Raw genomic sequence first — 26069 nt, 5'->3', positions numbered from 1 at the left:
TGTTCGCTCTCTGGACCAGTCGAAGGTCGGGGCTTAGCCCGGATCGACCGGCGTCGAGATGAAGCCGACTTTCGGATAGCCAGCGGACTGGACGTTATAAATCGCACCGGCGATGCACTTCCAGGGGACATTCACGTCGCCACGGATGTGCACTTCGGGGATCTTTTCCGGATCCATGTTGGCGGCGCCGCCTTCACGCTTCACGATCGCATCGAGGCGATTGAAAGCCTGCTGGTACAGCTCCTGGTTGTCCACCGGACTGATGTTGTTGAAATAGACGCGGCACTGGCCGGTGCGCGAAGAACCCTCGTAACCAGGCTCCTTCGGGCTACGGCCTGCAGCGTCCGTCGAGACGACCGACAGCATCAGGTTTTCGACCTTGTCCTGCGATTCCTCGCTGACAAGAATGGGAACCTTGAGCTTTTCGATCGACTGGATCGCGACGGGCACCGCGATGAGGAAGATGATCAGCAGCACCAACATCACGTCCACGAGCGGCGTGGTGTTGATGTCCGACATCGGGCGTTCTTCTCCGCCAGCGCCGCCTACAGACATTGCCATGGGTTACATCCTATCCGTTCTTAGCCGCGAGGGAGGCCGGAGATATCAGGAGGGACACCTCCGGCCCGAGACTCGCGTTTCCGGAAAGGGGCCGGAGGTTGGTCCGGCCCAATTCTGATTACTTCTTGACGGGTGCTGCCGGGGTAGCCGGTGCAGCCGGAAGAGCCGGCTTCACAGCGCCCTTCGAGTTGATGTTCGCCAGCAGATCGGTCGAGAAGCCCGAGAGCAGTTCGGCGATCTTCTTGTTGCGAGCCTGCAGCCAGTTGTAGGCAAGCACGGCCGGAACGGCGACGAGCAGACCAAGCGCGGTCATGATCAGAGCTTCACCGACCGGACCTGCGACCTTGTCGATCGAAGCCGAACCAGCGAGACCGATGTTGATCAGCGCGTTGTAGATGCCGACCACGGTACCGAACAGACCGATGAACGGTGCGGTAGCGCCCACGGTTGCGAGGAACGGCAGGCCACCGGCGAGGCGAGCGTTCACGAACGCTTCCGAGCGGGCGAGCGAACCGTGCAGCCAGTCATGGGCTTCCATGGCGTCGGTCATCTTCGAGTGCTGGTCTTCGGCGGCGATGCCGTCGTCGACGATCTGGCGCCATGCCGAGTTCTTCTCGAGCTTGGCTGCGCCTTCACGCAGCGAAGGGGCGCGCCAGAAAGTGCCGATGTTCTTGTACTGGCCCATGATCTTGTTCTGCTCCATGAGCTTGGTGAACAGGATGTAGAACGAGCCGAACGACATGATCGCGAGGATCACGAGGGTGGCGATGCCGATCCAGTTGGGCTGGCCGTTGGGAAACAGCGCTTCCTTGATGCCGAAGGACTTCTGCGGCGCTGCGGCGCCAGCGGCAGCAGCAAGAGCGTAGATGAACATTGCGAGTCTTCCTCTTCAATTCAAATCAAAGTGCGTGAAAGCCGTCAGGTGCCGGACTTCCGTGTCAAATCCGTGAGGCGAATCAATCCTTCGGGATAACCCAGCGGATCGAGTTCGAGTACGAGCCCGTGGTCGGCTGCCCTTCGCCATCGGTCGCGGGCTGGAAGCGCGCGCGGCGACGGACGTTGGAACACGTGGCCTCGTCAAGATCGGGGCTGCCTGAAGACCTGGTGATCTGGCAGTCCGTAACCTTGCCATCGGTGCCGATGGTGACACGGAAACCCGTGGTGCCTTCACGCTCTTCGCGAAGCGCACGCGATGGGTAGTCGTTCGACGTAGCCCAGTTGCCCGGCTGACCCTTGGGGACAGCAGCCTTCGGCGTGAACCGGGGCGGGGGCGGAGCTGCAGGCGGCGCGGGAAGCGCGACCGGCGCCGGGGGAGCCGGCATCGGGGGGGCTTCGTTGACCGTCTGCACCTGCGGAGCAGGCGCGTTGAAGCTGATCGGCGGCGGAGGCGCGACGATCGGCGGTGGCGGCGTGTTCTCCTTCGGAGGCGGCGGCGGCGGCGGCTCCTCCGGCGGCTTCTCTTCCTCGATGTTGACCGCCGAGGTCACCTCTTTGACCTTCTTGAACGCCTCTTGAGCCAGCCCCGTAACGAGTGCGTAGCCAACGGCGACATGAAGAATCGCAACGACGATGAGCGCGGTGATCTTGTTACCGCTCATCTGTTGGTCAGCGTATGCCATTCAGCTCCAATACTCCTGATCGCCCACCCGGACACGGAGCACGCGCAATACGGCCCTGACCAAGGTGGAGCCCGCGCGCAGGATCACCGTCCTGCCCGAAGGCCAATCCAGCAAATTTCAATCCACCCTGCCGGCAACCCGGTCCGCCGACATCAAACCAGGGGGTTTGGCGGCGGCAAGCGTCGGGCTGCTTGTTTTTGGATTGCCCGAACGGCTGCATCTTTAACGGCGAAGCCAAAGGCGCGCAAATGCTTTATCCGTTAACTGGTGATTCATGGTTGCACTGCCTGAAATCAGCCAGAAACGAAGGGCCCTTGCAAGCCTGCATGGTGCCGGAGATACCGTAATGCCAGCTTTCCTATCCCCGTTCCCCCTCCTGATTGCCGCATCGGTTGCGCTGACTGCCGGATTCTCTGGCTCTTCCGCACGTGCGCAGAACGCCCCGATTCGGAGCGATGTCAGCGGTGTCACACCCCATACCGCGACCCCGCTGACCTATGCTGATCTCGCCTCGATGGCTGACGCGGCAGAGGTTGTGCTGCGTGCGCAGGTCAGGAAGACATCGCGGCTCAAGCCCGAACAGACTCCGGGTCTTGCCCCCGGCATGGCCCGCCTGCTCGTCGAGGCAAGGACGCAGACCGTACTGACTGGCCCGGCCATGGGCGAAACCGTGCGTTATCTGGCCGACGTCCCGCTCGATGCGAAGGGCAAGGTGCCCAAGTTGTCGAAGGCCGTTGTCCTCCTCTTCGCCCGCACAGTCGCAGGCCGGCCGGGCGAGCTGCGCCTTGTCGACGGCGGCGCGCAAATCGCATGGTCGGGCGAGACCGAGATGCGCACGCGAGCGATCCTCACCGAAATGCTCTCCCCCGAAGCCCCGCCGCGCGTCATCGGCGTGCGCGAGGTGCTGTACGTGCCGGGCAACCTTGTCGGCGAAGGAGAAACGCAGGTCTTCCTGCAGACCGAAAACAACGCGCCCGTTTCGATCTCGGTCATTCGCAGGCCCGGTATGGAGCGCAACTGGGGCGTGAGCCTGTCCGAGATCGTCGATCAGGCGGCGCGCCCGCCCGCACGCGATACGCTCACGTGGTATCGCCTCGCCTGCAGCCTGCCGCCCTCGATGCCGCCCGGCGCGAGCCTTTCGGGCAGTGCCGCGCAGGTGCGCGCTGCGGCTGAGGACTACGCCTTCGTCGTAGGACAGCTCGGCGAATGCACGCGCACTCGCCCTGCGGTGGAGCGCTAAGGCGCAATCGGGCTGTTGCCCGCATGGCCCATGTCCCCTAAGGCCCGCCGCGCACAGATAGCTGATTCCAGCGGACGGGAATGACATGAGCGAACCATTGCGCATCGCGCTGGCCGGGCTTGGCACGGTTGGCGGCGGGGTGATCCGGCTGATCGAGGCCAATGCCGATCTTATCGCGCGGCGCGCCGGTCGGCCGATCGTGATCACCACGGTCAGCGCGCGCAATCGCCAGAAGGATCGCGGGTTCGACGTCACCCGCTATGCCTGGGAAGACGACATGGTCATCCTTGGCGAGCGGCCGGACGTGGACGTCGTGGTCGAACTGGTTGGCGGTGCCGATGGTCCGGCGCTGGCGCTTGCCCGCACCACGTTCGAGGCCGGCAAGGCCCTCGTCACCGCCAACAAGGCGATGATCGCCCACCACGGCGTCGAACTTGCCACCAAGGCCGAAGCGGCCAAGGTCGCGCTCAAGTTCGAAGCGGCGGTCGCAGGCGGCATTCCGGTGATCAAGGGCCTCAAGGAAGGCGTTGCCGCGAATGAGATCGCGCGGGTCTATGGCATCCTCAACGGCACCTGCAACTACATCCTCTCGACCATGGAGGACACCGGGCGCGACTTCGCCGACGTGCTCGCCGAAGCGCAGGCCAAGGGTTATGCCGAGAGCGACCCGACCTTTGACATCGACGGCATCGACGCGGCGCACAAGCTGGCGATCCTGTCCTCGATCGCATTCGGGACTGCAGTTGATTTCGAGCCGGTCATAGCCACGGGCATCCGTCGCGTACTCGCGGCCGACATCGCCCAGGCCGACGCGCTGGGCTACTTCATCCGCCTGATCGGCATGGCCGATACCGAGATTGACGCAGACGGCAACCGCCGCCTGTTCCAGCGCGTCCACCCGCATCTGGTCCACCGGGACCATCCGCTGGCGCATGTCGATGGTGCGACAAATGCAGTCGTGGCTGAGGGCAATTTCGTCGGTCGGCTCCTGTTTCAGGGTGCAGGCGCGGGCGATGGACCGACCGCCAGCGCGGTCGTTGCCGACCTCATCGACATCGCCCGTGGCGACATCGGCGCACCGTTCTCGATCCCCGTGGCCGAGCTTGACCGCGCGGCTCCCGCCGACGTCGGCCACCGCACCGGCAAGGCCTATATCCGCTTCACCGTGGCCGACCGGCCCGGCGTGCTGGCCGAAATCACCGCCGCCATGCGTGATGCCGGCGTCTCGATCGAGAGCCTGATCCAGAAGGGCGGCGCAGACGCTGCCCCGGTCATGGTCTCGATGGTCACGCACGAAGGCCCGGAAAGCGCAATCACCGAGGCCCTGCGCCTGCTCGAAGGCTCACCGGTCCTCGCCGAACCGCCGCTGGTCATGCACATTCTGGGCGAGTGAAGCGCGCGGCGCTCTCAGGGCGCCGGAATCTCGCCCTTGGCGATGCGGTCCGCGTCTGATCCCGGCGGCGGCGGCGGCAGCGCCTTGATGTCGAACAGATAGATCTCGTTCGGCTTGCCACCCAGGCCGATGCAGCCGCGGCTGCAGTCGCGCAGGCCCGAAACATTTGGCGCGCGCGGCAACCCGTCATCGGTCGACTTCGCGCCGTCGGTTTCATCGCGCAGGGGAATGCGCTCACGCTCGCTCGCTTCCTTGCCGCCGCAGACGACGATCGTGCCGTCCGAGCGCTGCATCGGCCTGCACCGCTGCGTCTGCGAGTTGGTCAGGAGATTACGCGCGACATCGGCATCGCTTTGCGCAGCGCCGGTGATCGTGGGGCCCTGAACCGGCGGCGCCGGAGCGGGGGCTGAATCTTGCGCAGCAAGCGGCGCAGCGCCAAAAAGAAGCGCAAAGCCTGCCAGAACTGCCACTCTCTGTCTCGACAAGACCCTTCCCTCGCGTCTAGTGCCAGATCACACCAGCGTCACCTGTGCCATGCAATACTCTTTGCGCGACACAGTGATGTTTGCGCATACGTTTGCACAGCTTGCGGGCTGCGTCGAGCCGGTCTTGCCGGTGAGATCATGCACACTGGCTGAACCGATCTGGTAGTAGAGCACTACAGTACCACCCGTCTGAGCTGGAGCCATCGTGACCGAAAAGACCATCATCCCCGCCGCATCCCAGGTTCTCGACCGCGTTCTCGTGCTCGAAATGGTCCGCGTGACCGAAGCCGCCGCCATCGGCGCATCGCGCCTGATCGGCCGTGGCGACGAGAAGGCCGCCGACGCTGCAGCGGTCGAAGCCATGCGCGCTGCCTTCAACGAGCTATACATGGACGGCACCGTGGTGATCGGCGAAGGTGAGCGCGACGAGGCTCCGATGCTCTACATCGGCGAGAAGGTTGGCGCGGCCCCGGGCAAGGGGCCGAAGATCGACATCGCGCTCGACCCGCTCGAAGGCACGACGATCACCGCCAAGGACGGCCCCAACGCGCTGGCCGTGCTCGCCGTCGCAGAAGAAGGTGGCCTGCTCAACGCGCCTGACGTTTACATGGACAAGCTCGCGGTCGGCCCCGGCTACCCCGAAGGCATCATCGACCTCGACAAGTCGCCGACCGAAAACGTCAAGGCCGTTGCCGCCGAAAAGGGCGTGGCACCTGGCGACATCAACGTCTGCGTGCTCGACCGCCCGCGCCATTCCGCTCTGATCGACGAGCTGCGCGCGCTCGGCTGCGGCATCAAGCTCATTCCGGACGGCGACGTGGCGGGCGTGATCGCGGTGACCAACGAGGACACCGGCGTCGACATGTACATGGGCACCGGCGGCGCACCGGAAGGCGTGCTGGCAGCAGCCGCGCTGCGCTGCGTCGGTGGGCAGTTCAAGGGTCGCCTCCTGTTCCGCAACGAGGACGAGAAGGCCCGCGCCCGCAAGTGGGGCATCGAGGACCTGAACAAGCAGTACGACCTGATCGAACTGGCCAAGGGCGACTGCATCTTCGCTGCCACCGGCGTGACCGACGGCTCGCTGCTGGCAGGCGTCAAGGTCCACAAGAACGGCACCATGACCACCGAAAGCGTCGTAATGCGCGCCTCCTCGGGCACCGTCCGCTGGGTCAAGGGCGAGCACCGCAAGGGCCGCTGATCTTCAATATCAGACAGACGGAAGGCCGGGTGCTCGACAGAGTATCCGGCCTTTCTTGCGTCAGGTGCCGTAACGGACAACGGTGGGAACGGTGCGTTCTGTCTGGAGGGCAGAGGTCCGGCGCAGGTTGTGCGGATTGCTGATCTGGCCGGGGCGATGGTCGACATCGCGCGTCCGGAACGTCGAAACCAGAGTGGTCAGGCGCTCGGCTTCCGCCGACAGGCTGCGCGTGGCGGCTGACGATTCCTCGACCATCGCCGCGTTGGCCTGCGTCATCCGGTCCATGGCGGCGACTTCGGCGTTGACCTGCTCGAGACTTTCCGCCTGACGCGCGGCTGACTGGGCGATCTGCGACACCAGAACATCGACCGCTGCGATCTGGTCAACGATGCCGGTCAGCCGGGTGCCTGTCTCGCCCACGAGGCGGACGCCTTCGCCGACCTGGCTGGTGCTGGTCTCGATCAGTGTCTTGATGTTCTGTGCGGCTTCCGCCGATCGCTGGGCCAGCGCGCGGACTTCGGTCGCCACGACCGCAAAGCCCTTGCCAGATTCCCCAGCGCGGGCGGCTTCGACCCCGGCGTTGAGCGCGAGAAGGTTGGTCTGGAAGGCGATCCCGTCAATGACCGAGATGATCTTGCCGATTTCCTGCGCCGAGGCTTCGATTGCGGCCATGGCGGCAACCGCCTGACGCACCACGTCACCGCCGCTGCTCGCCTCGCCATGCGCGGAGTTGATCGCGCCGTGGACGTCCTTCGCCCCAAGAGCGGTGTCACGCACGCTTCCGGTGACGCTCCGCATGGCCGAAGCTGTCTGCGCGAGGCTGGACGCCTGCTGTTCGTTGCGGCGGGCAAGGTCGTCGCTGGCATCCCGGATTTCGGCGATCGAAGTCATCACGCTGGCCGCACCGACCCGCACGGTGCGCATGGCCAGAGCCAGTGCCTCGACCGCGCTATTGTAGTTGGCCCGCAGTTCTTCGTAGCCTTCGGGAAAAGTCTGCTCGATGCGATATTCGAGGTTCTGGCGCGCCATGCAGTCAAGCCCCGCCGAAAGCGCAGCCACGACGGCCTGCTGCTCCTCCTGTGCCTTCTGGCGGGCGATCCCATTGCTGCGGAACACAGCGATGGCGCGGGCCATGATGCCGATCTCGTCATCGCGATCGGCACCGCTGGCCTCGGTCCGGTAGTCCCCGTCGGCCATGCGCTGCATCGTTTCCGCGGTTTCCACGAGCGGCGCGACGACGCGTTGGCGGATCGTCCTTGTGGCCAGGATGATGATGCCAAGGACCGCCAGCGCGATCGCGGCAAATGCGACGATCAAGATCATGACAAGGCGATTCGCATGGTCCATCAGCTCTGTGCGATAGACGGTCGATTGTTCGACCAGGCGCTCCACTGCGTCATGCTGCTTCTGGTAGGCCGGTGCGAGCTCGTCGTGATGGACCTGCTTCATCACATCCAGGTTCCCGGCATCCAGCGCAGGGAGGTAGCGCTTGTCTATGGCCGACCAGAATGAATCCGCTGTCCCGATTGTCGCGTCGACTTCGGCGCGCAGTTCCTCCGGGATCGGCGCCGTCTTCCAGTAGGCCTTGCGCTGTTCAAAGAGCGCACGTTCCTCGGCAAGCTCCGCCTTTGCGCGGGCAGCATGACCGGGATCGGTCAGGACCCAGGTTGCGTGAAGGTAGGGCTCGACGACGAACGCTGGCGGCGGAAGGATGTCGGCGAGAAGCTCGTCCTGCAGCAGGTTCTGGCGATGCAGCGGTCCACCGAAGCGGATATAGCTTACGGCAATGCTCACGATAATGATCGCGACCAGTATCAGGCCCACGACTACTCTGGTGCCACGCGAGGTCTGCTCGCTGATCATGCCGGTGCTCCTCATGACTGTAGTGGATATGCCATGAAGCAGCCGGGTTAATTTGGCCGTTTGTACCGGATAGTGGCGTTTACGGTCGATTGCAGAAGGTTGGCATGAAAAAGGCCCCGCCAGGCTGTGCCGGCGGGGCCTTTCATTTAGCGTTATTCATGAACCCGGTGATGAAACTTACGCTTCGTCACCTTCGATCAGGTAGTCACCGGCGTCTGCGTCGGTGCCGTGGGTTTCACCCTCGACCGCTGCCAGCGGATCGTCACCGATCGCAGCTTCCGGGCCCTGCGCCAGTTCTGCCGCGTGCTCTTCGGCTGCCGTCGCCGGAGCGATCAGCGATTCCTGGAGCTTGCGGTAGGACGCACGCAGCGCCGCATCGCGCGAGGAGGCGGCGACGCGCAGGCGGTTCATGCCCGCACCGGTACCGGCGGGGATGAGACGGCCGACGATCACGTTCTCCTTGAGACCGATCAGCGAGTCCTTCTTGCCTTCCACGGCCGCCTGCGTGAGCACGCGGGTGGTTTCCTGGAAGGATGCCGCCGAGATGAACGAACGCGTCTGCAGCGAGGCCTTGGTGATGCCCAGCAGGACCGGCTTGCCTTCGGCAGGAGCCTGACCTTCTTCGAGCTTCGCGTTGGTCTCGAGCATTTCCTCGTAGTCGACCTGTTCGCCCGGCAGCAGGGTGGTGTCGCCACCGTTGGTAATCTCGACCTTCTGCAGCATCTGGCGAACGATCACCTCGATGTGCTTGTCGTTGATCTTCACGCCCTGCAAGCGATAGACTTCCTGGATTTCCGCGACGAGGTATTCGGCCAGAGCCTCGACGCCCATCACTTCCAGAATGTCGTGCGGATCGGGCGAACCCGAAATCAGGTTGTCGCCCTTCTTGACGTAGTCGCCTTCCTGCACGTCGATCACGCGGCTCTTCGGCACGAGGTACTCGACCGGTTCACCCTCTTCCGGGATGATCGCGATCTTGCGCTTGGCCTTGTAGTCACGCACGAATTCGATGCGCCCTGCGATCTTGGCGATGATCGAGTTGTCCTTCGGCTTGCGGGCCTCGAACAGTTCGGCAACGCGCGGCAGACCGCCGGTGATGTCGCGGGTCTTGGCGGCTTCGCGCGAAGCACGGGCAAGGATATCACCCGCTTCGACCTTCTGGCCGTCCTCGACCGAGAGCGTCGTGCCCGGTGCCATCAGGTAGCGTGCTGCTTCACCCGAATCGTCGTCCAGCAGGGTCAGGCGAGGACGCAGGTCCTCCTTCTTGCCCCGGCCGGCGGCACGGTTCTCGGTGACGACGCGGCTCGACATGCCAGTGGCTTCGTCGGTCGCCTCGGTCAGGGTCTTGCCGTCGACAAGGTCCTGATAGCGTACGATACCCGGCTTTTCGGTGATCACCGGCAGGGTGAACGGGTCCCACTCGGCAAGGCGATCGCCCTGCGAGATGATCGCGCCGTTCTCGTGCAGCAGGTGGGTACCATAAGGCACGCGGTGGATCGCGCGCTCACGGCCCTCGGTGTCCATGACCACGATTTCGCCGTTGCGGGCCAGCGACAGACGACGGCCGCGCTTGTCGGTGATCGTCGGGATGTCGCGATAGACCACGGTACCGTCGGAGATCGCTTCAAGGTGCGACTGCTCGTTGACCTGCGCCGCACCACCGATGTGGAAGGTACGCATGGTCAGCTGGGTGCCCGGCTCACCGATCGACTGCGCGGCGATGACGCCGACAGCTTCACCGATGTTGACCGGCGTACCGCGAGCGAGGTCACGGCCATAGCACTTGCCGCAGACGCCCTGCTGGGCTTCGCAGACCAGCGGCGAGCGGATGCGGGCCGACTGCACGCCAGCGGCCTCGATCTTGGCGATCGCGGCTTCGTCCAGCAGTTCGCCCTTTTCGGCGATCACTTCGCCCGACTTCGCCTCGATCAGATCTTCGGCAAGGGTACGGCCAAGGATGCGCTCGCCAAGCGAGGCAATGGTCGAACCGCCCTGGACGATCGCGCGCATTTCCAGCGCACGTTCGGTGCCGCAGTCTTCCTCGATCACGACGCAGTCCTGCGACACGTCGACCAGACGACGGGTCAGGTAACCCGAGTTCGCTGTCTTGAGCGCGGTGTCCGCGAGGCCCTTACGGGCACCGTGGGTCGAGTTGAAGTATTCAAGGACGGTCAGGCCTTCCTTGAAGTTCGAGATGATCGGGGTCTCGATGATCTCGCCCGAAGGCTTGGCCATAAGGCCGCGCATACCGGCAAGCTGCTTCATCTGCGCCGGGGAGCCACGAGCGCCCGAGTGCGACATCATGTAGATCGCGTTGATCGGCTTCTGACGGCCGGTCTCGGGATCGATCGGCGAGGACTTCAGCTCTTCCATCATGGCGTTCGCCACCTGGTCGCCGCAACGGCTCCAGGCGTCGATCACCTTGTTGTACTTTTCCTGCTGGGTGATGAGGCCGTCCTGGTACTGCTGCTCGTAGTCGGCAACGAGTTCCTTGGTCTCGGCAACCAGCGCATCCTTGCTGTCGGGGATGATCATGTCATCCTTGCCGAACGAGATGCCTGCCTTGAACGCGTGGCGGAAGCCCAGCGCCATGATGGCGTCGGCGAACAGCACCGTGTCCTTCTGGCCGGTGTGGCGATAGACCTGGTCGATCACGTCGCCGATTTCCTTCTTGGTCAGAAGGCGGTTAACGATCTCGAACGGAACCTTGTGGCTCTTGGGCAGGCATTCGCCAATCAGCATGCGGCCCGGCGTCGTTTCGAAACGCTTGAGGTACTGCTTGCCGTCCTCGTCGGTCTGCGGAACGCGGGCGATGATCTTCGAGTGGAGCGTGACCGCCTTGCACTCGAGCGCCTGATGCACTTCGGCCATGTCGGCCAGCATCATGCCTTCGCCCGGCTCTCCGGCGCGGTCCATCGACAGATAGTAGATGCCGAGAACCATGTCCTGCGAAGGCACGATGATCGGCTTGCCGTTGGCGGGCGAGAGGATGTTGTTGGTCGACATCATCAGCACGCGCGCTTCGAGCTGGGCTTCCAGCGAGAGCGGCACGTGGACGGCCATCTGGTCACCGTCGAAGTCGGCGTTGAAGGCCGAGCAGACGAGCGGATGCAGCTGGATCGCCTTGCCTTCGATCAGCACGGGCTCGAACGCCTGGATGCCGAGACGGTGCAGCGTAGGTGCACGGTTCAGCATGACCGGGTGTTCGCGGATCACCTCGTCAAGGATGTCCCAGACTTCCTTGCGCTCCTTCTCGACCCACTTCTTGGCCTGCTTCAGGGTCATCGACAGCCCCTTGGCATCAAGACGCGCGTAGATGAACGGCTTGAACAGTTCGAGCGCCATCTTCTTCGGCAGGCCGCACTGGTGCAGCTTGAGTTCGGGACCGGTCACGATGACCGAACGGCCCGAATAGTCGACGCGCTTGCCGAGCAGGTTCTGGCGGAAGCGGCCCTGCTTGCCCTTGAGCATGTCGGACAGCGACTTCAGCGGACGCTTGTTGGCGCCGGTGATGACGCGGCCACGGCGGCCGTTGTCGAACAGCGCGTCAACGGCTTCCTGAAGCATGCGCTTTTCGTTGCGGACGATGATGTCCGGCGCGCGCAGCTCGATCAGGCGCTTGAGGCGGTTGTTGCGGTTGATGACGCGACGGTAGAGGTCGTTGAGGTCCGAGGTCGCGAAGCGGCCACCGTCGAGCGGCACCAGCGGGCGCAGTTCGGGCGGGATGACCGGCACGACGTCGAGGATCATCCATTCGGGACGATTGCCTGAATCGATGAACGATTCCACGACCTTGAGACGCTTGATGATCTTCTTGGGCTTCAGCTCGGACTTGGTGGTCCGCAGCTCTTCCATCAGATCGTCGCGCTCCTGCTCGAGATCGAGGTTCATCAGCATGTGCTTGACGGCCTCGGCCCCGATGCCGGCCGAGAAGGCGTCTTCGCCATACTCGTCCTGCGCGTCGAGCAGTTCGTCCTCGGTCAGCGTCTGGTACTTCTCGAGCGGGGTCAGGCCCGGCTCGGTGACCACGTAGCTTTCGAAATACAGGATGCGCTCAAGAATCTTGAGCTGCATGTCGAGCAGCAGGCCGATACGCGAGGGCAGCGACTTGAGGAACCAGATGTGCGCGACAGGCGCGGCCAGTTCGATGTGGCCCATGCGCTCGCGGCGCACCTTGGTCACGGTGACTTCGACGCCGCACTTTTCGCAGACGACGCCCTTGTACTTCATGCGCTTGTACTTGCCGCACAGGCACTCGTAGTCCTTCACGGGGCCGAAGATGCGCGCGCAGAACAGGCCGTCACGCTCGGGCTTGAACGTGCGGTAGTTGATGGTTTCCGGCTTCTTGATCTCGCCGAAGGACCAGCTGCGGATGCGCTCGGGGCTCGCCAGACCGATCTGGATCTGGTCGAAGGTCTCGGGCTTGGCGATCTGGTTGGTGAATTTGGTCAGGTCGTTCATTTGGTGCCGTTCCCTTGCCTCATGACGAGGCGTTGGACGTGAATTTCTTTGCGAAGGGGAGGGCGGCGGACGAGCCGCCGCCCGTGATCCTTACTCCGCCGCCTGCGCGAGACCGTCGTCGTCGGTGTCGTCGATCGACGACAGTTCGACGTTGAGGCCGAGCGAGCGCATTTCCTTGACGAGCACGTTGAAGCTTTCGGGAATGCCGGCCTCGAAGGTGTCGTCGCCTTTGACGATCGCTTCGTAGACCTTGGTGCGGCCGACCACGTCGTCCGACTTCACCGTGAGCATTTCCTGCAGCGTGTAGGCCGCGCCATAGGCCTGGAGCGCCCAGACCTCCATTTCGCCGAAGCGCTGGCCACCGAACTGCGCCTTACCACCCAGCGGCTGCTGGGTGACGAGCGAGTACGGCCCGATCGAACGGGCGTGGATCTTGTCGTCGACAAGGTGGTGCAGCTTGAGCACGTACTTCATGCCCACGGTCACCTTGCGGTCGAAGGCATCGCCGGTGCGACCGTCGAACAGCGTGACCTGACCCGATTCATCGAGCCCGGCCAGACGCAGCATGTCGGTCACGTCCTTTTCGACCGCGCCGTCGAACACCGGCGAGCCCATCGGCACGCCGAGGCGGACCGACTGGGCGAAGTCGATGATCTGCTCGTCGTTGCGGGCGTCGATCTCGTCGGTGTAGTTCGAGCCGTAGATCTCCTTGAGCAGCTCGCGCACCGCTTCCGGCGGCTGACCGGCTTCGGGGTTCGGGTTGGCCTCGCGCCATGAATCGAGAGCCGCGCCGATGCGCTTGCCAAGACCGCGGGCGGCCCAGCCAAGGTGCGTTTCGAAGATCTGCCCGACGTTCATGCGCGAAGGCACGCCCAGCGGGTTGAGCACGAAGTCGACAGGCGTACCGTCCTCGAGGAACGGCATGTCTTCCTGCGGCAGGATGCGGCTGATGATGCCCTTGTTGCCGTGACGGCCGGCCATCTTGTCGCCCGGCTGCAGCTTGCGCTTCACCGCGACGAAGACCTTGACCATCTTGAGCACGCCGGGGGCGAGTTCGTCACCACGCTCGAGCTTTTCCTTGCGGTCCTCGAACTTCTCCTGGATCGCCTTCACAGCGGTGTCGTACTGCGCCTTGACCGCTTCCAGCTGCTGCTGGCGCGCATCATCGGCAACCGCGAACTTCCACCATTCGTAGCGCTCGACATCGGCAAGCACCTGCTCGTCGATGACTTCGCCCTTCTTGATGCCCTTGGGCGCTGCTGCCGAAACCTGGCCGAGCAGCATGTCCTTGAGGCGGTTGAAGGTTGCGCGGTTGAGAATGGCGCGCTCGTCCTCACGGTCCTTGGCGAGGCGCTCGATTTCCTCGTTCTGGATGGCGCGGGTACGGTCGTCGATCTCGATGCCGTGACGGTTGAAGACGCGAACGTCGACGATCGTGCCGGCAACGCCCGGGGGCAGGCGAAGCGAGGTGTCGCGCACGTCGCTGGCCTTTTCACCGAAGATCGCGCGGAGCAGCTTCTCTTCCGGCGTCATCGGCGATTCACCCTTCGGGGTGATCTTGCCGACGAGGATGTCACCGGGGTGAACTTCCGCGCCGATGTAGACGATGCCCGCTTCGTCGAGGTTGCGCAGGGCTTCCTCGCCGACGTTCGGGATGTCGCGGGTGATGTCTTCAGGCCCGAGCTTGGTATCGCGGGCCATGACTTCGAACTCCTCGATGTGGATCGAGGTGAAGACGTCTTCCTTGACGATGCGTTCGCTGATCAGGATCGAGTCTTCGTAGTTGTAGCCGTTCCAGGGCATGAACGCGACGAGCACGTTGCGGCCCAGCGCCAGCTCGCCGAACTCGGTCGAGGGACCGTCGGCGATGATGTCGCCCTTCTCGATCAGATCACCCACCTTCACCAGCGGACGCTGGTTGATGCAGGTCGACTGGTTCGAGCGTTCGAACTTCTGCAGGCGGTAGATGTCGACGCCCGACTGGCCGGGTTCGATATCGCCCGAGGCGCGGATCACGATACGGGTGGCGTCAACCTGGTCGACCACACCCGAGCGCAGGGCCGAGATCGCGGCGCCCGAATCGCGCGCCACGGTCTCTTCCATGCCGGTGCCGACGAACGGGGCGTCCGCCTTGATCAGCGGAACGGCCTGACGCTGCATGTTCGAGCCCATGAGCGCACGGTTGGCGTCGTCGTTTTCAAGGAACGGAATAAGCGAGGCGGCAACCGAGACGAGCTGCTTGGGCGAAACGTCCATCAGGGTGACCTGATCGCGCGGGCTCATCACGAATTCGCCGTTCTGGCGAGCCGAGACGAGTTCCTCGACGAACGAACCGTCTGCCGTCAATTCGGCCGAAGCCTGCGCGACGGTGTGCTTCTGCTCTTCCATCGCCGACAGGTAGATCACGTCGCCCGTGACCTTGTTGTCGATGACCTTGCGGTACGGAGTTTCGATGAAGCCGTACTTGTTGACGCGCGCAAAGGTGCTGAGCGAGTTGATCAGACCGATGTTCGGGCCTTCCGGCGTTTCGATCGGGCAGATACGGCCATAGTGCGTCGGGTGAACGTCGCGGACTTCGAAGCCCGCACGCTCACGCGTGAGACCACCCGGCCCGAGCGCCGAGACGCGACGCTTGTGCGTCACTTCGGAGAGCGGGTTGGTCTGGTCCATGAACTGCGAGAGCTGCGACGAACCGAAGAACTCGCGCACGGCGGCGACGGCAGGCTTGGCGTTGATCAGGTCGTTCGGCATGACGGTCGAGACGTCGACCGAGGACATGCGCTCCTTGACCGCACGTTCCATGCGCAGCAGGCCGACGCGGTACTGGTTTTCCAGCAGTTCGCCCACCGAACGGACGCGACGGTTGCCGAGGTTGTCGATGTCGTCGACTTCGCCCTTGCCGTCCTTGAGGTTCACCAGTTCCTTGACCACGGCGAGGATGTCCTCGGTGCGCAGCGTGGTGATGGTGTCCTCAGCGTCGAGGCCAAGGCGCATGTTGAGCTTTACGCGGCCCACGGCCGAGAGGTCGTATCGGTCAGGATCGAAGAACAGGCCGTCGAACAGCGCTTCTGCGGTTTCGCGCGTCGGCGGCTCGCCAGGGCGCATGACGCGATAGATGTCGGCAAGCGCGTGGTCGCGATCGGGGGCCTTGTCGGCCTTCAGGGTGTTGCGGATCCAGGGCCCTGTCGAGACGTGGTCGATGTCGAGCAGTTCGAGCGTGTCGATCCCGGCCTTGTCGAGCAGGTCGAGGTTTTCAGGCGAGACTTCGTCACCGGCTTCGATCCAGATGCGGCCCGTCGATTCATCGATCAGGTCACGTGCGGCGTAGCGGCCGAAGATTTCCTCGGTCGGGATGAGCAGGGCTTCGAGACCGTCCTTGGCCGCCTTGTTGGCAGCGCGGGGGCTGATCTTCTGGCCGGCAGGGAAGATCACTTCGCCGGACTTGGCGTCGACGATGTCGAACATCGGCTTCGATCCGCGCCACTGTTCGAGCACGAAGGGCACCTTCCAGCCACCTTCGGCACGCGCCCAGTTCACGGTGTCGTAGAAGTGATGGAGGATCGCCTCGTCATCAAGGCCGAGCGCGTGCAGCAGCGCGGTGACCGGCAGCTTGCGCTTGCGGTCGATACGGACGTTGACGATGTCCTTGGCGTCGAATTCGAAATCGAGCCACGAACCACGGTAGGGGATCACGCGGGCAGCGAAGAGGTACTTGCCCGAGGAGTGCGTCTTGCCGCGGTCATGGTCGAACAGCACGCCCGGCGAACGGTGCATCTGCGAGACGATCACGCGCTCGGTGCCGTTGATGAAGAACGTCCCGTTCTCGGTCATGAGCGGGATATCGCCCATGTAGACGTCCTGCTCCTTGATATCGATGAGCGACTTGGTCTCGGTCTCGGCATCGACCTCGAAGGTCGCGAGCTTGAGCGTCACCTTCATCGGCGCGGCATAAGTGATGCCGCGCTGGCGGCATTCGTTCACGTCATACTTCGGAGCTTCGAGGACGTAACCGTCGCGCTCCTTGATATCGAGGCTGGCGGTGCCGGCGAAGTCCTGGATCGGGAAGACCGAACGCAGGGTCTTTTCCAGACCCGAGACGTAGCCCGTCGACGGATCGGAGCGGAGGAACTGCTCGTACGATTCGCGCTGGACCTCGATCAGGTTCGGCATCTGCACGACTTCGTGGATGTCACCGAAGATCTTGCGGATCCGCTTCTTCACGCCGGGACGGCCGGGCGCCTTGGTAGACGTCGCCTTGGTAGCCATAAAGGTTACGAGCCTCTTCTCAAAAACTGCCGGAAAACCGGCGAAAATCCTGCCACACGCAAGGGGTGCGCCACCAAACGGGAAAAGGCCGCACAGCGCACAGCACCCCGTTCAACGGAAGCCATGGCCCGCAGCCTTTTGCGTCAGATGGATAGCCCTTCCGCTTCCTTCCCGAGCCATCCCCTGCGCATGGGACGGCCTTGCTCGAAGCGTCAGACGTGAGGGCTATATAGAAGCGCAGCCCGGTTAAGTCAAAGGGCCATGGGAGGCGGGACGTTCACGACGCTCTGGATCTGCTCCGCTGGCACCACAGTCTTGCAATGGTAAAGGTTGGGACAAGTCCACAAGAAATACGTCGCCGGGATGAACCGTTGTTCAGAATAGATGAAACAATCTTGCGCGACTTTTAAATTACCGCAGCTCACAGGCATGAATGGCTCGATTCATCGACAATAGCGAACCCGAATCGCATTTCGTCGCGTTTTCCGGACATGACTAAGTTCCACACCATATCGCCCCGCAACACCATGGCGATTTCAGCCATGCTGATGCTTTCTGCAGGAATGGCGCATGCACAGGATGTGACAGTGCCCGTTACGGACGCACCCGCCGTGTCGACTCCCGCTCCAACCACGCCCACGCCCTCCGCTGTGACGCCGACGATTGTCATTCCGACAGTCGCGCCTGCGCCGGTCGAAGCTCCGACTACGGCAGTGCCGGCCCCGGCAGCACCGGTCCGCTCTGAATCTGCGCCGCCGAGACGCGCGGCGACGCGAGCGGAGACGCCCCCGGCCGCCCCTTCGAACGAAGCGCGCGCGCCGGCGGCTCCAATCGCAGAACCTGCGGCACCGGCCCCGGTGGCAGAGGAGGCGCCCGCAGCCCCACCGCCTCCACTGTCCCCGGCTGTCGTGCAGCCTGAGTCGGACAACGATTGGGCCGTACCGGTTGGCGCGGCAGCGACCTTGCTCGTCGTTGGTGGCGCGGCTCTGGCCTTGCGCCGCCGTCGCCGCCCCTACGAGGAAGATGTAGACTTCGTGCCGCCCGTCGTCACGCGTCCGGCAGGTGGGCCGGAGCGTCGGGTTAGCGAACTCCTCGCCCCGCCGCGTCCGGCCGAGCCGACGTATGGCGTGACGCCCGCTCGCGTAGCGACGCAGACCGAACGTGAAGCCCTGATCGAACGCATCGTGGCATCGCCGCCGGATGCGGCCAACCCATTCACCTCGCGCAAGGCCCGTCGCCGCCGCGCCAGGATCATGGTGCAGTCTATGGCGGCCCGCAGCGACGTGCTGGCAGTTGCGAACGCCTCCACGCCCGCCGCTCAGGAGCGCGCTGATGTGAGGCCAGACTACGCTTACGTCTGAGGCTTGAGCCTTAAGTAACTTCACCCGTCCGCCACGTCGCGGTGAAGGGGAGCCGTTCCGTCCACCCTCCAGGACGGAACGGCTCCTTTTTTGTGCCCACGAAAGGATCCAACCGGAAAACGATAAGGTTCATATCGTTTTGCAATATTATTGATTGACGATAAGGCGAATCAGATTTATTGAATTTCGATATTGACCATATCGGAGAACGATCAATGTCCCGCCTCATCCCCCAAACCGCCGCCGCGATCCTCTCGCTGCTGCTGGCTGCCAAGCTGTGGCTGCCGACGGTGGACAGGACTTCGCTCGTTGTCGCCGAAGGTCCGGTCACGGCGACGTACCAGCTTCCGCTGGCCGCCTGACCGTCTCGCACAACAGGAAGGAAACACCATGCCTAAAATCCAAAATGATCCCTTGCTGGTATTGGCCAAGGGTTTGCTCACCTTCATGTTGATCTTCATCATTATTGGTATGGTTGGCCTCGGCATTGGCTTCACTGCCGTCATTGGTTTGCATGGCATGGTTGCCGAAAAGCTCGCTAAGGCTGGCGCAGCAGAGTCCACGTATTGGCTCATTCTGGTGATCTTCCCGCTGATCGCCGCGATGCTTGCAGCCATGCACCGCTTCGTCTCGACTCTTCGCGCCATCGTCGGAACAGTCGAGGAGGGTGATCCGTTCAGCCCAGTCAACGCCGAACGGTTGCGGGCGATGGCTTGGCTCTCCGTCATTGTACAGGTGCTGACACTACCTGTGGACTTCCTCAGCACCAAGGTCGAGGAAGCGGCAAAGGGTATCACCTCGATGAACATTGATGCCGAATTCTCGACCAACGGCCTGCTGCTCGCCCTGGTCCTGTTCATCCTTGCCCGCGTGTTCCGCACCGGTGCGCAGATGCGCGAAGAGCTGGAAGGGACCGTGTGATGCCGATCAATGTCAAACTCGACGACCTGCTCCACGCCCGCCGCATGACCCTGACCGAGCTGGCCGACCGCATCGACCTGACGCTGGCCAACGTCTCGATCCTCAAGACCGGCAAGGCCAAGGCCATCCGCTTCTCCACGCTCGAGGCGATCTGCCGGGAGCTGGATTGCCAGCCCGGCGACGTGCTCGGATACGAACCGGAAGGCACAGATAGCCCCGAAGCTTGACTTCCAGAGCCGAATCCGCCAGAGGCCCGCCCCGACCGGTGGGCCTCTTTTGGTTTCGCCGATCATCCGTCCGAGACAGTTGGTGTGCGGAATTCGTCCGCACTTAATCTCCAACCTAGACGGGGAAAAGAGTTTCTGGCCCCTCGCTCCTCGATGGAACGTGGCGCCTCCCGCGCTTCAGGGCGCATCTCCTTCCCTTGTCACGGACTCGCCGGTGGTCTTCGGGCCATCGACAAACGTAGCCGACCGCGCCGGTATCCGGTTCGGTCATTTGTGAAGGAGTTAGGCATGGATCGTTCGCAGAAAGCCGAATCGGTCGCCTTCCTGAGCGGAGTCTTCAACGAGGCCGGCGCGGTGGTCATCACCCGCAACCTCGGCATGACGGTGGCCCAGTCCACTGCCCTGCGCAACAAGATCCGCGAAGCGGGCGCGACCTACAAGGTTGCGAAGAACAGTCTTGCCAAGCTTGCCGCCACGGGCACCGATTACGAAGGTCTGGTTGACTTGTTCACCGGCCCGACCGCAATCGCGGCGTCCGTCGATCCGGTTGCTGCCGCCAAGGCAGTGGTCGAGTTCGCCAAGACCACCGACAAGATCGAAATCGTCGGTGGTGCAATGGGTTCGCAGGTTCTCAACGAAGCCGGGGTCAAGGCACTCGCCTCCATGCCCAGCCTCGACGAACTGCGCGGCACGCTCATCGGCCTCATCCAGGCTCCGGCCACGAAGATCGCCCAGCTCACGACTGCTCCGGCAGCCAAGCTGGCCCGCGTCTTCGGCGCCTACGCCAAGGAAGCCGCATAAGATTGTTCGAATTCCGCCCGGCGGCGCAGTCGCCGGACGCCACCAAATCAGGAGTGAAATACCATGGCCGATATCGCCAAGCTCGTTGAAGAACTTTCGAAGCTGACCGTCCTCGAAGCCGCTGACCTTGCCAAGGCTCTCGAAGAAGCATGGGGCGTCAGCGCCGCTGCTGCCGTTGCCGTCGCTGCAGCTCCTGCTGCTGCTGCCGAAGCGGTTGAAGAGAAGACCGAATTCGACGTCATCCTCACCGGCGACGGTGGCAAGAAGATCCAGGTCATCAAGGAAGTCCGCGCGATCACCTCGCTCGGCCTGACCGAAGCCAAGACCCTCGTTGAATCGGCTCCCAAGGCCATCAAGGAAGGCGTGTCGAAGGCTGAAGCCGAAGACATCAAGAAGAAGATCGAAGAAGCCGGCGGCACCGTCGAAATCAAGTAATCTTCTTCCGGTCTACCGGACAGAGTTACGGACAAGGGCGGCCTTCGCAGGTCGCCCTTTTCTTTTGTCGATCACGCGTCCGGCGCTACCGGCACACTCACCGTCACCGACAGCCCCCCACCCTCGGCCCGCGCGAACGACAGCGCGCCGCCGAAGCGCTGCAGCAGGCGGTGCGCCGTGGGGATGCCCAGCCCGAAGCCCGCGGTATCGCGCGCGCGCGCTTCGTCGATCCGGTAGAACGGGGCGAGAATCCGCTCGAACTGGTCTTCGGGAATGCCGGGGCCTGAGTCCGAAATGGTGATCGTCCAGCGCCCTTCGCCATCGGGCCGTACCGCGATCCGTGCGCTGCCGCCATGGTGCACCGCATTCTCGACCAGCGGCTTCAGCGCCATCAGCAGCGGTTCGCGCCAGGTGCGCACCACCGCGCCAGGAGCAACGTCGACGTCCACCTTGCCGTCATAGGCTCCCAGCGCCAGATCGGTAATGGCAAGGCCAAGATCCATCATGACCGGCTCGGCGGCGAGGTGTTGCGCCCGCAGGTATTGCTGGAGCGACATCAGCATCGCTTCCATCTCGTGCGTGGAATCGCGGACGAGGCCTGCGATTTCCGCGTCATCGATCAGGTCTGCCGCAATCGTCACGCGCGAGAGCGGGGTGCGCAGATCGTGGCTGATGGCTTCGAACGAGCGCGCCTGATCCTCGAGCATCCCGGCGATGCGCGCCTGCATCCCGTTCATCGAACGGGCAAGGCTGCGCAGATCGTCCGGCCCGCTTTCGCGCACCGGCACCACCTGCCCCTTGCCGATCGCTTCGGCCGCGTCGGTGAGTTCCCGCAAGGGTCGCGTGATGATCCGCAGCGACCACAGCGCCAGAGCAAAGCCGACAACTGCGGTGATCAGGGTCAGGATCGTTGCGCGCAGGGCGATCGGCCAGCCCGAGGTCACGTCGAGAGAACGGAAGTTCAGCCAGCGCCCGTCGGACAGTTGCATCGACCCGACGAGATTTCCGTAGCCGAAACGTGATGGTTCAAGCCCAAGCATGATCCGCTGCCGTCCGAGACCCGGCTCCCAACGCAGGATGTAGCGACGGATTTCCGCGACGCCCTCTTCCTCGCGACCGGGTATAGCCTGAGGCCGGTCCGCGAGCGCAATCTCGAGATGGCTGGTGCTCATCGTCGTCCCGAGGGTCTCGGGCGAGAGTTCGTGCAGCCGGTTGCTGACCACCAGCAGTTCGGCCACGCGCCGCGCGTGGTCTTCGCGCAGCGTTTCCTTGTCGATGACATCGTAGAAAGCGAGGCTTGCCACGGCCTGGACCGCCGCGAGGACGAGCAGCAGGGTTGCCGCGCGAACCGCAAGACGCGACAGGTTGGGGCCGTGGGGGGGATGCATCTCGGCAAGTCCGCGCAGGCGGCGCCAGCCACCGGCCCTTTGCCCTCCCGGCTTGCGGCCCACGCGCGCCCCGGCTGCCAGATCGGCAATTCTCTCCATGCCGGGACGCTGTCACCCCCCGGCAGGGCGGTCAACCGCTGCGGCCGTCCGGACATCATTTGTGACATTTGAAACGACAAAGCGACGCATGTCAGCGACTTGGTGAAGGGTGGCCAATGCATTTTCGCCTGAAGTATGGCGCGACTCGAAGACGCCTTCCCATGTGGCGTTGTGCCCCCTATGCCGCCAGCGATGTTCGAGAAGCCGCCCCACCGCTGGATCGATGAAATGCGCGCGATGCTCCGGCTCGCCGCGCCGCTGGTCGGTGCCAATCTGCTGCAGATGGCAGTCTTCGCTGTCGACGTGGTCTTTGTCGCACGGCTTGGACCCGAAGCCCTGGCGGCATCATCGCTCTCGGTTTCGCTGTTCGGCCTGCTCGTCTGGTCGCTGACCGGCCTCGTCGGCGCAGCATCGCCGCTGATCGCGGCTGAACTCGGCCAGCGCCGCCATGCCGTGCGCGAGGTACGCCGCACGGTACGGATGGCGGCATGGGCGGGGTTGCTGGCAGCTGTAGTGGCCATGGGCGTATGCCTGCTTGGCGGACCGCTGATGCGGATCACCGGGCAGGACCCCGGCGTGATTGCCCGCGCGGTGCCGTTCCTGCAGGTGCTGATGTGGGCATCGATTCCCGCCGTGCTGGCCGCACTCCTGCGCACGGTGGTGGCAACGCTCGGACGGCCGGGCATCGGCACGGCAATCACCGGCATGGCCGTGGCGATCAATGCGCTCGGCAACTGGATCTTTGTGTTCGGCAACCTCGGCGCGCCCGAACTGGGCCTGCTCGGCTCGGCGATCTCGAGCGTAGTGACGAGCACGGCGATGCTGGCGGCTTTCGTGCTCGTCATCCAGTTCGATCGTCGCTTGCGACGCTATCGGTTCTTCGGACGCTGGTGGAAGCCGGAGTGGAAGCGCTTTGCCGATGTCCTGCGCATCGGCTTGCCGATCTGCGGGACGATCATTGCCGAGGCGGGCATGTTCAACGGCGCGGCCTTCGCGATGGGCCGCATTGGCGAAGTCGAGCTAGCCGCGCACACGCTGGCGCTCCAGTTCGCGGCAATCGCCTTCCAGGTGCCGTTCGGCGTCGGCCAGGCCGCGACGATCCGCGTCGGCTTGGCCTATGGCGCGCGTGACAATGCCGCGATCGCGCTGGCCGGGAGGGTCGCCACCCAGCTCGGCATCGGCTTCATGGCGCTTTCGGCCGGGATCATGCTGTTGTTCCCGTTGCAGTTGCTCAGGTTCTACATCGACCCTGCAGCGCCCGAGAATGCGCGCGTCGTGGTGCTGGCCCTGCAATACATGATGGTGGCGGCGGCCTTCCAACTGTTCGACGGCGCGCAAGCCGTAGGCGCGAGCCAGTTGCGCGGACTTCAGGATACCCGCGTGCCGATGCTGATCGCGATCTTTGGCTACTGGGTGCCCGGCGTTGGCACCGCGCTGTGGCTGGGCCTGTTTACCGACATCGGCGGGCTAGGCGTGTGGATCGGATTGCTGGTCGGCCTGATCTTCGTTGCTGCCCTGCTCCACTGGCGCTGGAGCATGCGGGCCAAGCTCGGCCTGCTTCCCGCCTGACCTGGGGGGGCGGCCCGGCGGGTCTTGAGCGATCCGTTCATCAGCGTGAAAAGAATCTCGCGCAAGACCATTGACGCCCCACGGCCATGCTCCCATATCCCGCCCGCTGGCACTCTCCACCTGAGAGTGCCAAGCCCCGTTTTTTAGTATGGAAGAGGGAGAAACCCATGTCGTTCCGTCCGTTGCACGACCGCGTGCTGGTACGCCGCGTCGAAGCCGAGGAAAAGACTGCTGGCGGGATCATCATTCCTGACAGCGCCAAGGAAAAGCCCGCTGAAGGCGAAATCGTCGCCGTCGGCACCGGTGCGCGCGCCGAAAACGGCACGATCACCCCGATGGACGTCAAGGTCGGCGACCGCGTCCTGTTCGGCAAGTGGTCGGGCACCGAAGTCAAGGTCGCAGGCGAAGACCTGCTGATCATGAAGGAATCGGACATCCTCGGCGTGATCGGCTGATCATCCGGATTTTCCGACTTACCAATCCAGAAATCCAAAGGAATTCAACATGGCAGCCAAGGACGTAAAGTTCGGCCGTGACGCCCGCGAACGCATTCTGCGCGGCGTCGACATTCTCGCTGATGCCGTCAAGGTCACGCTGGGCCCCAAGGGCCGCAACGTCGTGATCGACAAGAGCTTCGGCGCACCCCGCATCACCAAGGACGGTGTTTCGGTCGCCAAGGAAATCGAACTCAAGGACAAGTTCGAGAACATGGGCGCCCAGATGCTGCGCGAAGTGGCTTCGAAGGCCAACGACGCAGCCGGTGACGGCACCACCACCGCGACCGTTCTTGCCCAGGCGATCGTTCGCGAAGGCATGACCGCGGTTGCCGCCGGCATGAACCCGATGGACCTGAAGCGCGGCATCGACATCGCCGTGACCAAGGTCGTCGAGAACCTCAAGGCGCGCTCGACCCCGGTTACCGGTTCGTCGGAAATCGCACAGGTCGGGATCATCTCGGCCAATGGCGATGCTGAAGTCGGCAACAAGATCGCCGAAGCGATGGAAAAGGTCGGCAAGGAAGGCGTGATCACCGTGGAAGAGGCCAAGGGCCTCGAATTCGAACTCGATGTCGTCGAAGGCATGCAGTTCGACCGCGGCTACCTCTCGCCCTACTTCATCACCAACCCGGAAAAGATGACGGTCGAACTCGAGAACCCGTACATCCTGATCCACGAGAAGAAGCTCTCGTCGCTCCAGGCGATGCTGCCGATCCTCGAAGCGGTTGTGCAGTCGGGCCGTCCGCTCCTCATCATCGCCGAAGACATCGAAGGCGAAGCGCTGGCGACCCTCGTCGTCAACAAGCTGCGCGGTGGCCTCAAGATCGCTGCCGTCAAGGCTCCGGGCTTCGGTGACCGTCGCAAGGCGATGCTGGGCGACATCGCCACGCTGACCGCCGGTGAAATGATCTCCGAAGACCTCGGCATCAAGCTTGAGAGCGTCACGCTCGCCATGCTCGGCCAGGCCAAGAAGGTCACTATCGACAAGGACAACACCACGATCGTCGACGGCGCCGGTGCGGCCGAAGACATCAAGGCTCGCGTCGAGCAGATCCGTGCGCAGATCGAAGTCACCACTTCGGACTACGACCGCGAGAAGCTGCAGGAGCGTCTGGCCAAGCTTGCTGGCGGCGTTGCCGTCATCAAGGTCGGCGGTGCGACCGAAGTCGAAGTGAAGGAGCGCAAGGACCGCGTCGACGACGCGCTGCACGCAACCCGCGCGGCCGTTGAAGAAGGCATCGTCCCCGGTGGCGGTACTGCACTGCTCTACGCAACCAAGGCTCTCGAAGGCCTCAAGGGCGCGAACGACGACCAGACCAAGGGCATCGACATCGTGCGCCGCGCGATCCAGACCCCGCTGCGTCAGATCGCCGCGAACGCTGGTCACGACGGTGCGGTTGTCGCTGGCAACCTGCTGCGCGAGAACGACGAGAACCAGGGCTTCAACGCCTCGACCGACGTCTACGAAAACCTGAAGGCCGCTGGCGTTATCGACCCGACCAAGGTCGTGCGCACCGCGCTTCAGGACGCAGCTTCGGTCTCGGGCCTGCTGATCACCACGGAAGCGGCGATCAGCGAGCGTCCGGACGACAAGCCCGCGATGCCGCCGATGGGTGGTGGCATGGGCGGCATGGGCGGCATGGACTTCTAAGTCCACGCAAGCTCTGGCTGACAGAAATCGGGCC

21 protein-coding genes are annotated in these 26069 nt (G+C 63.7%); 12 read left to right on the top strand and 9 right to left on the bottom strand.

Features of this window, described 5'->3' with window-relative positions; all coding sequences use genetic code 11:
- Positions 1–33: 33 nt before the first annotated feature.
- From IQ25_RS08465 to IQ25_RS08455, 3 genes are all read right to left on the bottom strand, one after another.
- Entirely contained in the window at positions 34–561 is a 528-nt protein-coding gene (locus IQ25_RS08465) for an ExbD/TolR family protein (protein WP_144904728.1), read from the bottom strand.
- Between the two features lie 118 nt (positions 562–679).
- On the bottom strand, positions 680–1435 hold the full coding sequence (locus IQ25_RS08460; RefSeq protein ID WP_144904726.1) for a MotA/TolQ/ExbB proton channel family protein: 756 nt from the start codon (positions 1433–1435) through the stop codon (positions 680–682).
- A gap of 82 nt (positions 1436–1517) precedes the next feature.
- Positions 1518–2180 carry an energy transducer TonB gene (locus IQ25_RS08455; protein WP_144904723.1) on the bottom strand — a complete coding sequence of 221 codons (663 nt, stop codon included), beginning with the start codon at positions 2178–2180 and terminating at the stop codon, positions 1518–1520.
- Positions 2181–2526: 346 nt separating this feature from the next.
- Between IQ25_RS08455 and IQ25_RS08450 the strand changes: the two genes are divergently transcribed.
- Positions 2527–3420, top strand: a complete 894-nt coding sequence (locus tag IQ25_RS08450) for a hypothetical protein (RefSeq protein WP_144904721.1) — start codon at positions 2527–2529, stop codon at positions 3418–3420.
- A gap of 85 nt (positions 3421–3505) precedes the next feature.
- A complete protein-coding gene (locus IQ25_RS08445) occupies positions 3506–4813 on the top strand; it encodes a homoserine dehydrogenase (RefSeq protein ID WP_144904719.1) in 1308 nt (435 codons plus the stop codon).
- A gap of 14 nt (positions 4814–4827) precedes the next feature.
- On the opposite strand, the gene IQ25_RS08440 is transcribed toward IQ25_RS08445, so the two are convergent.
- Positions 4828–5298, bottom strand: a complete 471-nt coding sequence (locus tag IQ25_RS08440; protein ID WP_144904716.1) for a hypothetical protein — start codon at positions 5296–5298, stop codon at positions 4828–4830.
- A 205-nt stretch (positions 5299–5503) separates the two neighbouring features.
- Here IQ25_RS08440 and glpX point away from each other — a divergent pair, with 205 nt between their 5' ends.
- On the top strand, positions 5504–6496 hold the full coding sequence (gene glpX / locus IQ25_RS08430) for a class II fructose-bisphosphatase (protein ID WP_144904712.1): 993 nt from the start codon (positions 5504–5506) through the stop codon (positions 6494–6496).
- 60 nt (positions 6497–6556) lie between these two features.
- Here the strand turns inward: glpX and IQ25_RS08425 are convergent, their stop codons facing one another.
- The 4 genes from IQ25_RS08425 to IQ25_RS08410 form a co-directional block, all read right to left on the bottom strand.
- Positions 6557–8359: a methyl-accepting chemotaxis protein gene (locus IQ25_RS08425; protein WP_144904710.1), complete on the bottom strand. Its 1803-nt coding sequence runs from the start codon at positions 8357–8359 to the stop codon at positions 6557–6559.
- 177 nt (positions 8360–8536) lie between these two features.
- Positions 8537–12820 carry a DNA-directed RNA polymerase subunit beta' gene (rpoC, locus tag IQ25_RS08420; protein ID WP_144904709.1) on the bottom strand — a complete coding sequence of 1428 codons (4284 nt, stop codon included), beginning with the start codon at positions 12818–12820 and terminating at the stop codon, positions 8537–8539.
- A gap of 90 nt (positions 12821–12910) precedes the next feature.
- Positions 12911–17086 (bottom strand): DNA-directed RNA polymerase subunit beta, encoded by a 4176-nt coding sequence (rpoB, locus tag IQ25_RS08415; protein ID WP_144904706.1) that lies wholly within the window; start codon positions 17084–17086, stop codon positions 12911–12913.
- A 421-nt stretch (positions 17087–17507) separates the two neighbouring features.
- Entirely contained in the window at positions 17508–17756 is a 249-nt protein-coding gene (locus IQ25_RS08410) for a hypothetical protein (protein ID WP_144904704.1), read from the bottom strand.
- A gap of 238 nt (positions 17757–17994) precedes the next feature.
- On the opposite strand from IQ25_RS08410, the gene IQ25_RS08405 reads away from it, so the two are divergent.
- From IQ25_RS08405 to rplL, 6 genes are all read left to right on the top strand, one after another.
- Positions 17995–18447 (top strand): hypothetical protein, encoded by a 453-nt coding sequence (locus IQ25_RS08405; protein ID WP_144904703.1) that lies wholly within the window; start codon positions 17995–17997, stop codon positions 18445–18447.
- A 215-nt stretch (positions 18448–18662) separates the two neighbouring features.
- On the top strand, positions 18663–18809 hold the full coding sequence (locus IQ25_RS21000; protein WP_158637712.1) for a hypothetical protein: 147 nt from the start codon (positions 18663–18665) through the stop codon (positions 18807–18809).
- A complete protein-coding gene (locus IQ25_RS08400) occupies positions 18757–19368 on the top strand; it encodes a DUF2975 domain-containing protein (protein ID WP_158637711.1) in 612 nt (203 codons plus the stop codon). Before IQ25_RS21000 ends, IQ25_RS08400 begins: the two co-directional genes overlap by 53 nt.
- Positions 19368–19595, top strand: a complete 228-nt coding sequence (locus tag IQ25_RS08395; protein WP_144904699.1) for a helix-turn-helix domain-containing protein — start codon at positions 19368–19370, stop codon at positions 19593–19595. The genes IQ25_RS08400 and IQ25_RS08395 overlap by 1 nt, the downstream gene beginning before the upstream one ends.
- A gap of 288 nt (positions 19596–19883) precedes the next feature.
- Positions 19884–20396 carry a 50S ribosomal protein L10 gene (gene rplJ / locus IQ25_RS08390; protein WP_144904697.1) on the top strand — a complete coding sequence of 171 codons (513 nt, stop codon included), beginning with the start codon at positions 19884–19886 and terminating at the stop codon, positions 20394–20396.
- A gap of 63 nt (positions 20397–20459) precedes the next feature.
- On the top strand, positions 20460–20831 hold the full coding sequence (gene rplL, locus IQ25_RS08385) for a 50S ribosomal protein L7/L12 (protein WP_144904696.1): 372 nt from the start codon (positions 20460–20462) through the stop codon (positions 20829–20831).
- Between the two features lie 71 nt (positions 20832–20902).
- On the opposite strand, the gene IQ25_RS08380 is transcribed toward rplL, so the two are convergent.
- The gene (locus IQ25_RS08380) at positions 20903–22318 is read right to left on the bottom strand and encodes an ATP-binding protein (protein ID WP_246415700.1); all 1416 of its coding nucleotides are present in this window, start codon (positions 22316–22318) and stop codon (positions 20903–20905) included.
- Between the two features lie 192 nt (positions 22319–22510).
- On the opposite strand from IQ25_RS08380, the gene IQ25_RS08375 reads away from it, so the two are divergent.
- From IQ25_RS08375 to groL, 3 genes are all read left to right on the top strand, one after another.
- Complete coding sequence (locus tag IQ25_RS08375) at positions 22511–23887, top strand: MATE family efflux transporter (RefSeq protein ID WP_144904694.1); 1377 nt, start codon at positions 22511–22513, stop codon at positions 23885–23887.
- A 167-nt stretch (positions 23888–24054) separates the two neighbouring features.
- Positions 24055–24342 (top strand): co-chaperone GroES, encoded by a 288-nt coding sequence (groES, locus tag IQ25_RS08370; protein WP_144904692.1) that lies wholly within the window; start codon positions 24055–24057, stop codon positions 24340–24342.
- 49 nt (positions 24343–24391) lie between these two features.
- Entirely contained in the window at positions 24392–26035 is a 1644-nt protein-coding gene (gene groL / locus IQ25_RS08365) for a chaperonin GroEL (RefSeq protein ID WP_144904690.1), read from the top strand.
- Positions 26036–26069: the final 34 nt, after the last annotated feature.

The organism is Novosphingobium taihuense (assembly GCF_007830315.1).
Taxonomy (GTDB): Bacteria; Pseudomonadota; Alphaproteobacteria; order Sphingomonadales; family Sphingomonadaceae; genus Novosphingobium; species Novosphingobium taihuense.
Note: the sequence above shows the minus strand (reverse complement) of the source record. Positions and strands in the feature narration are given on the sequence as shown.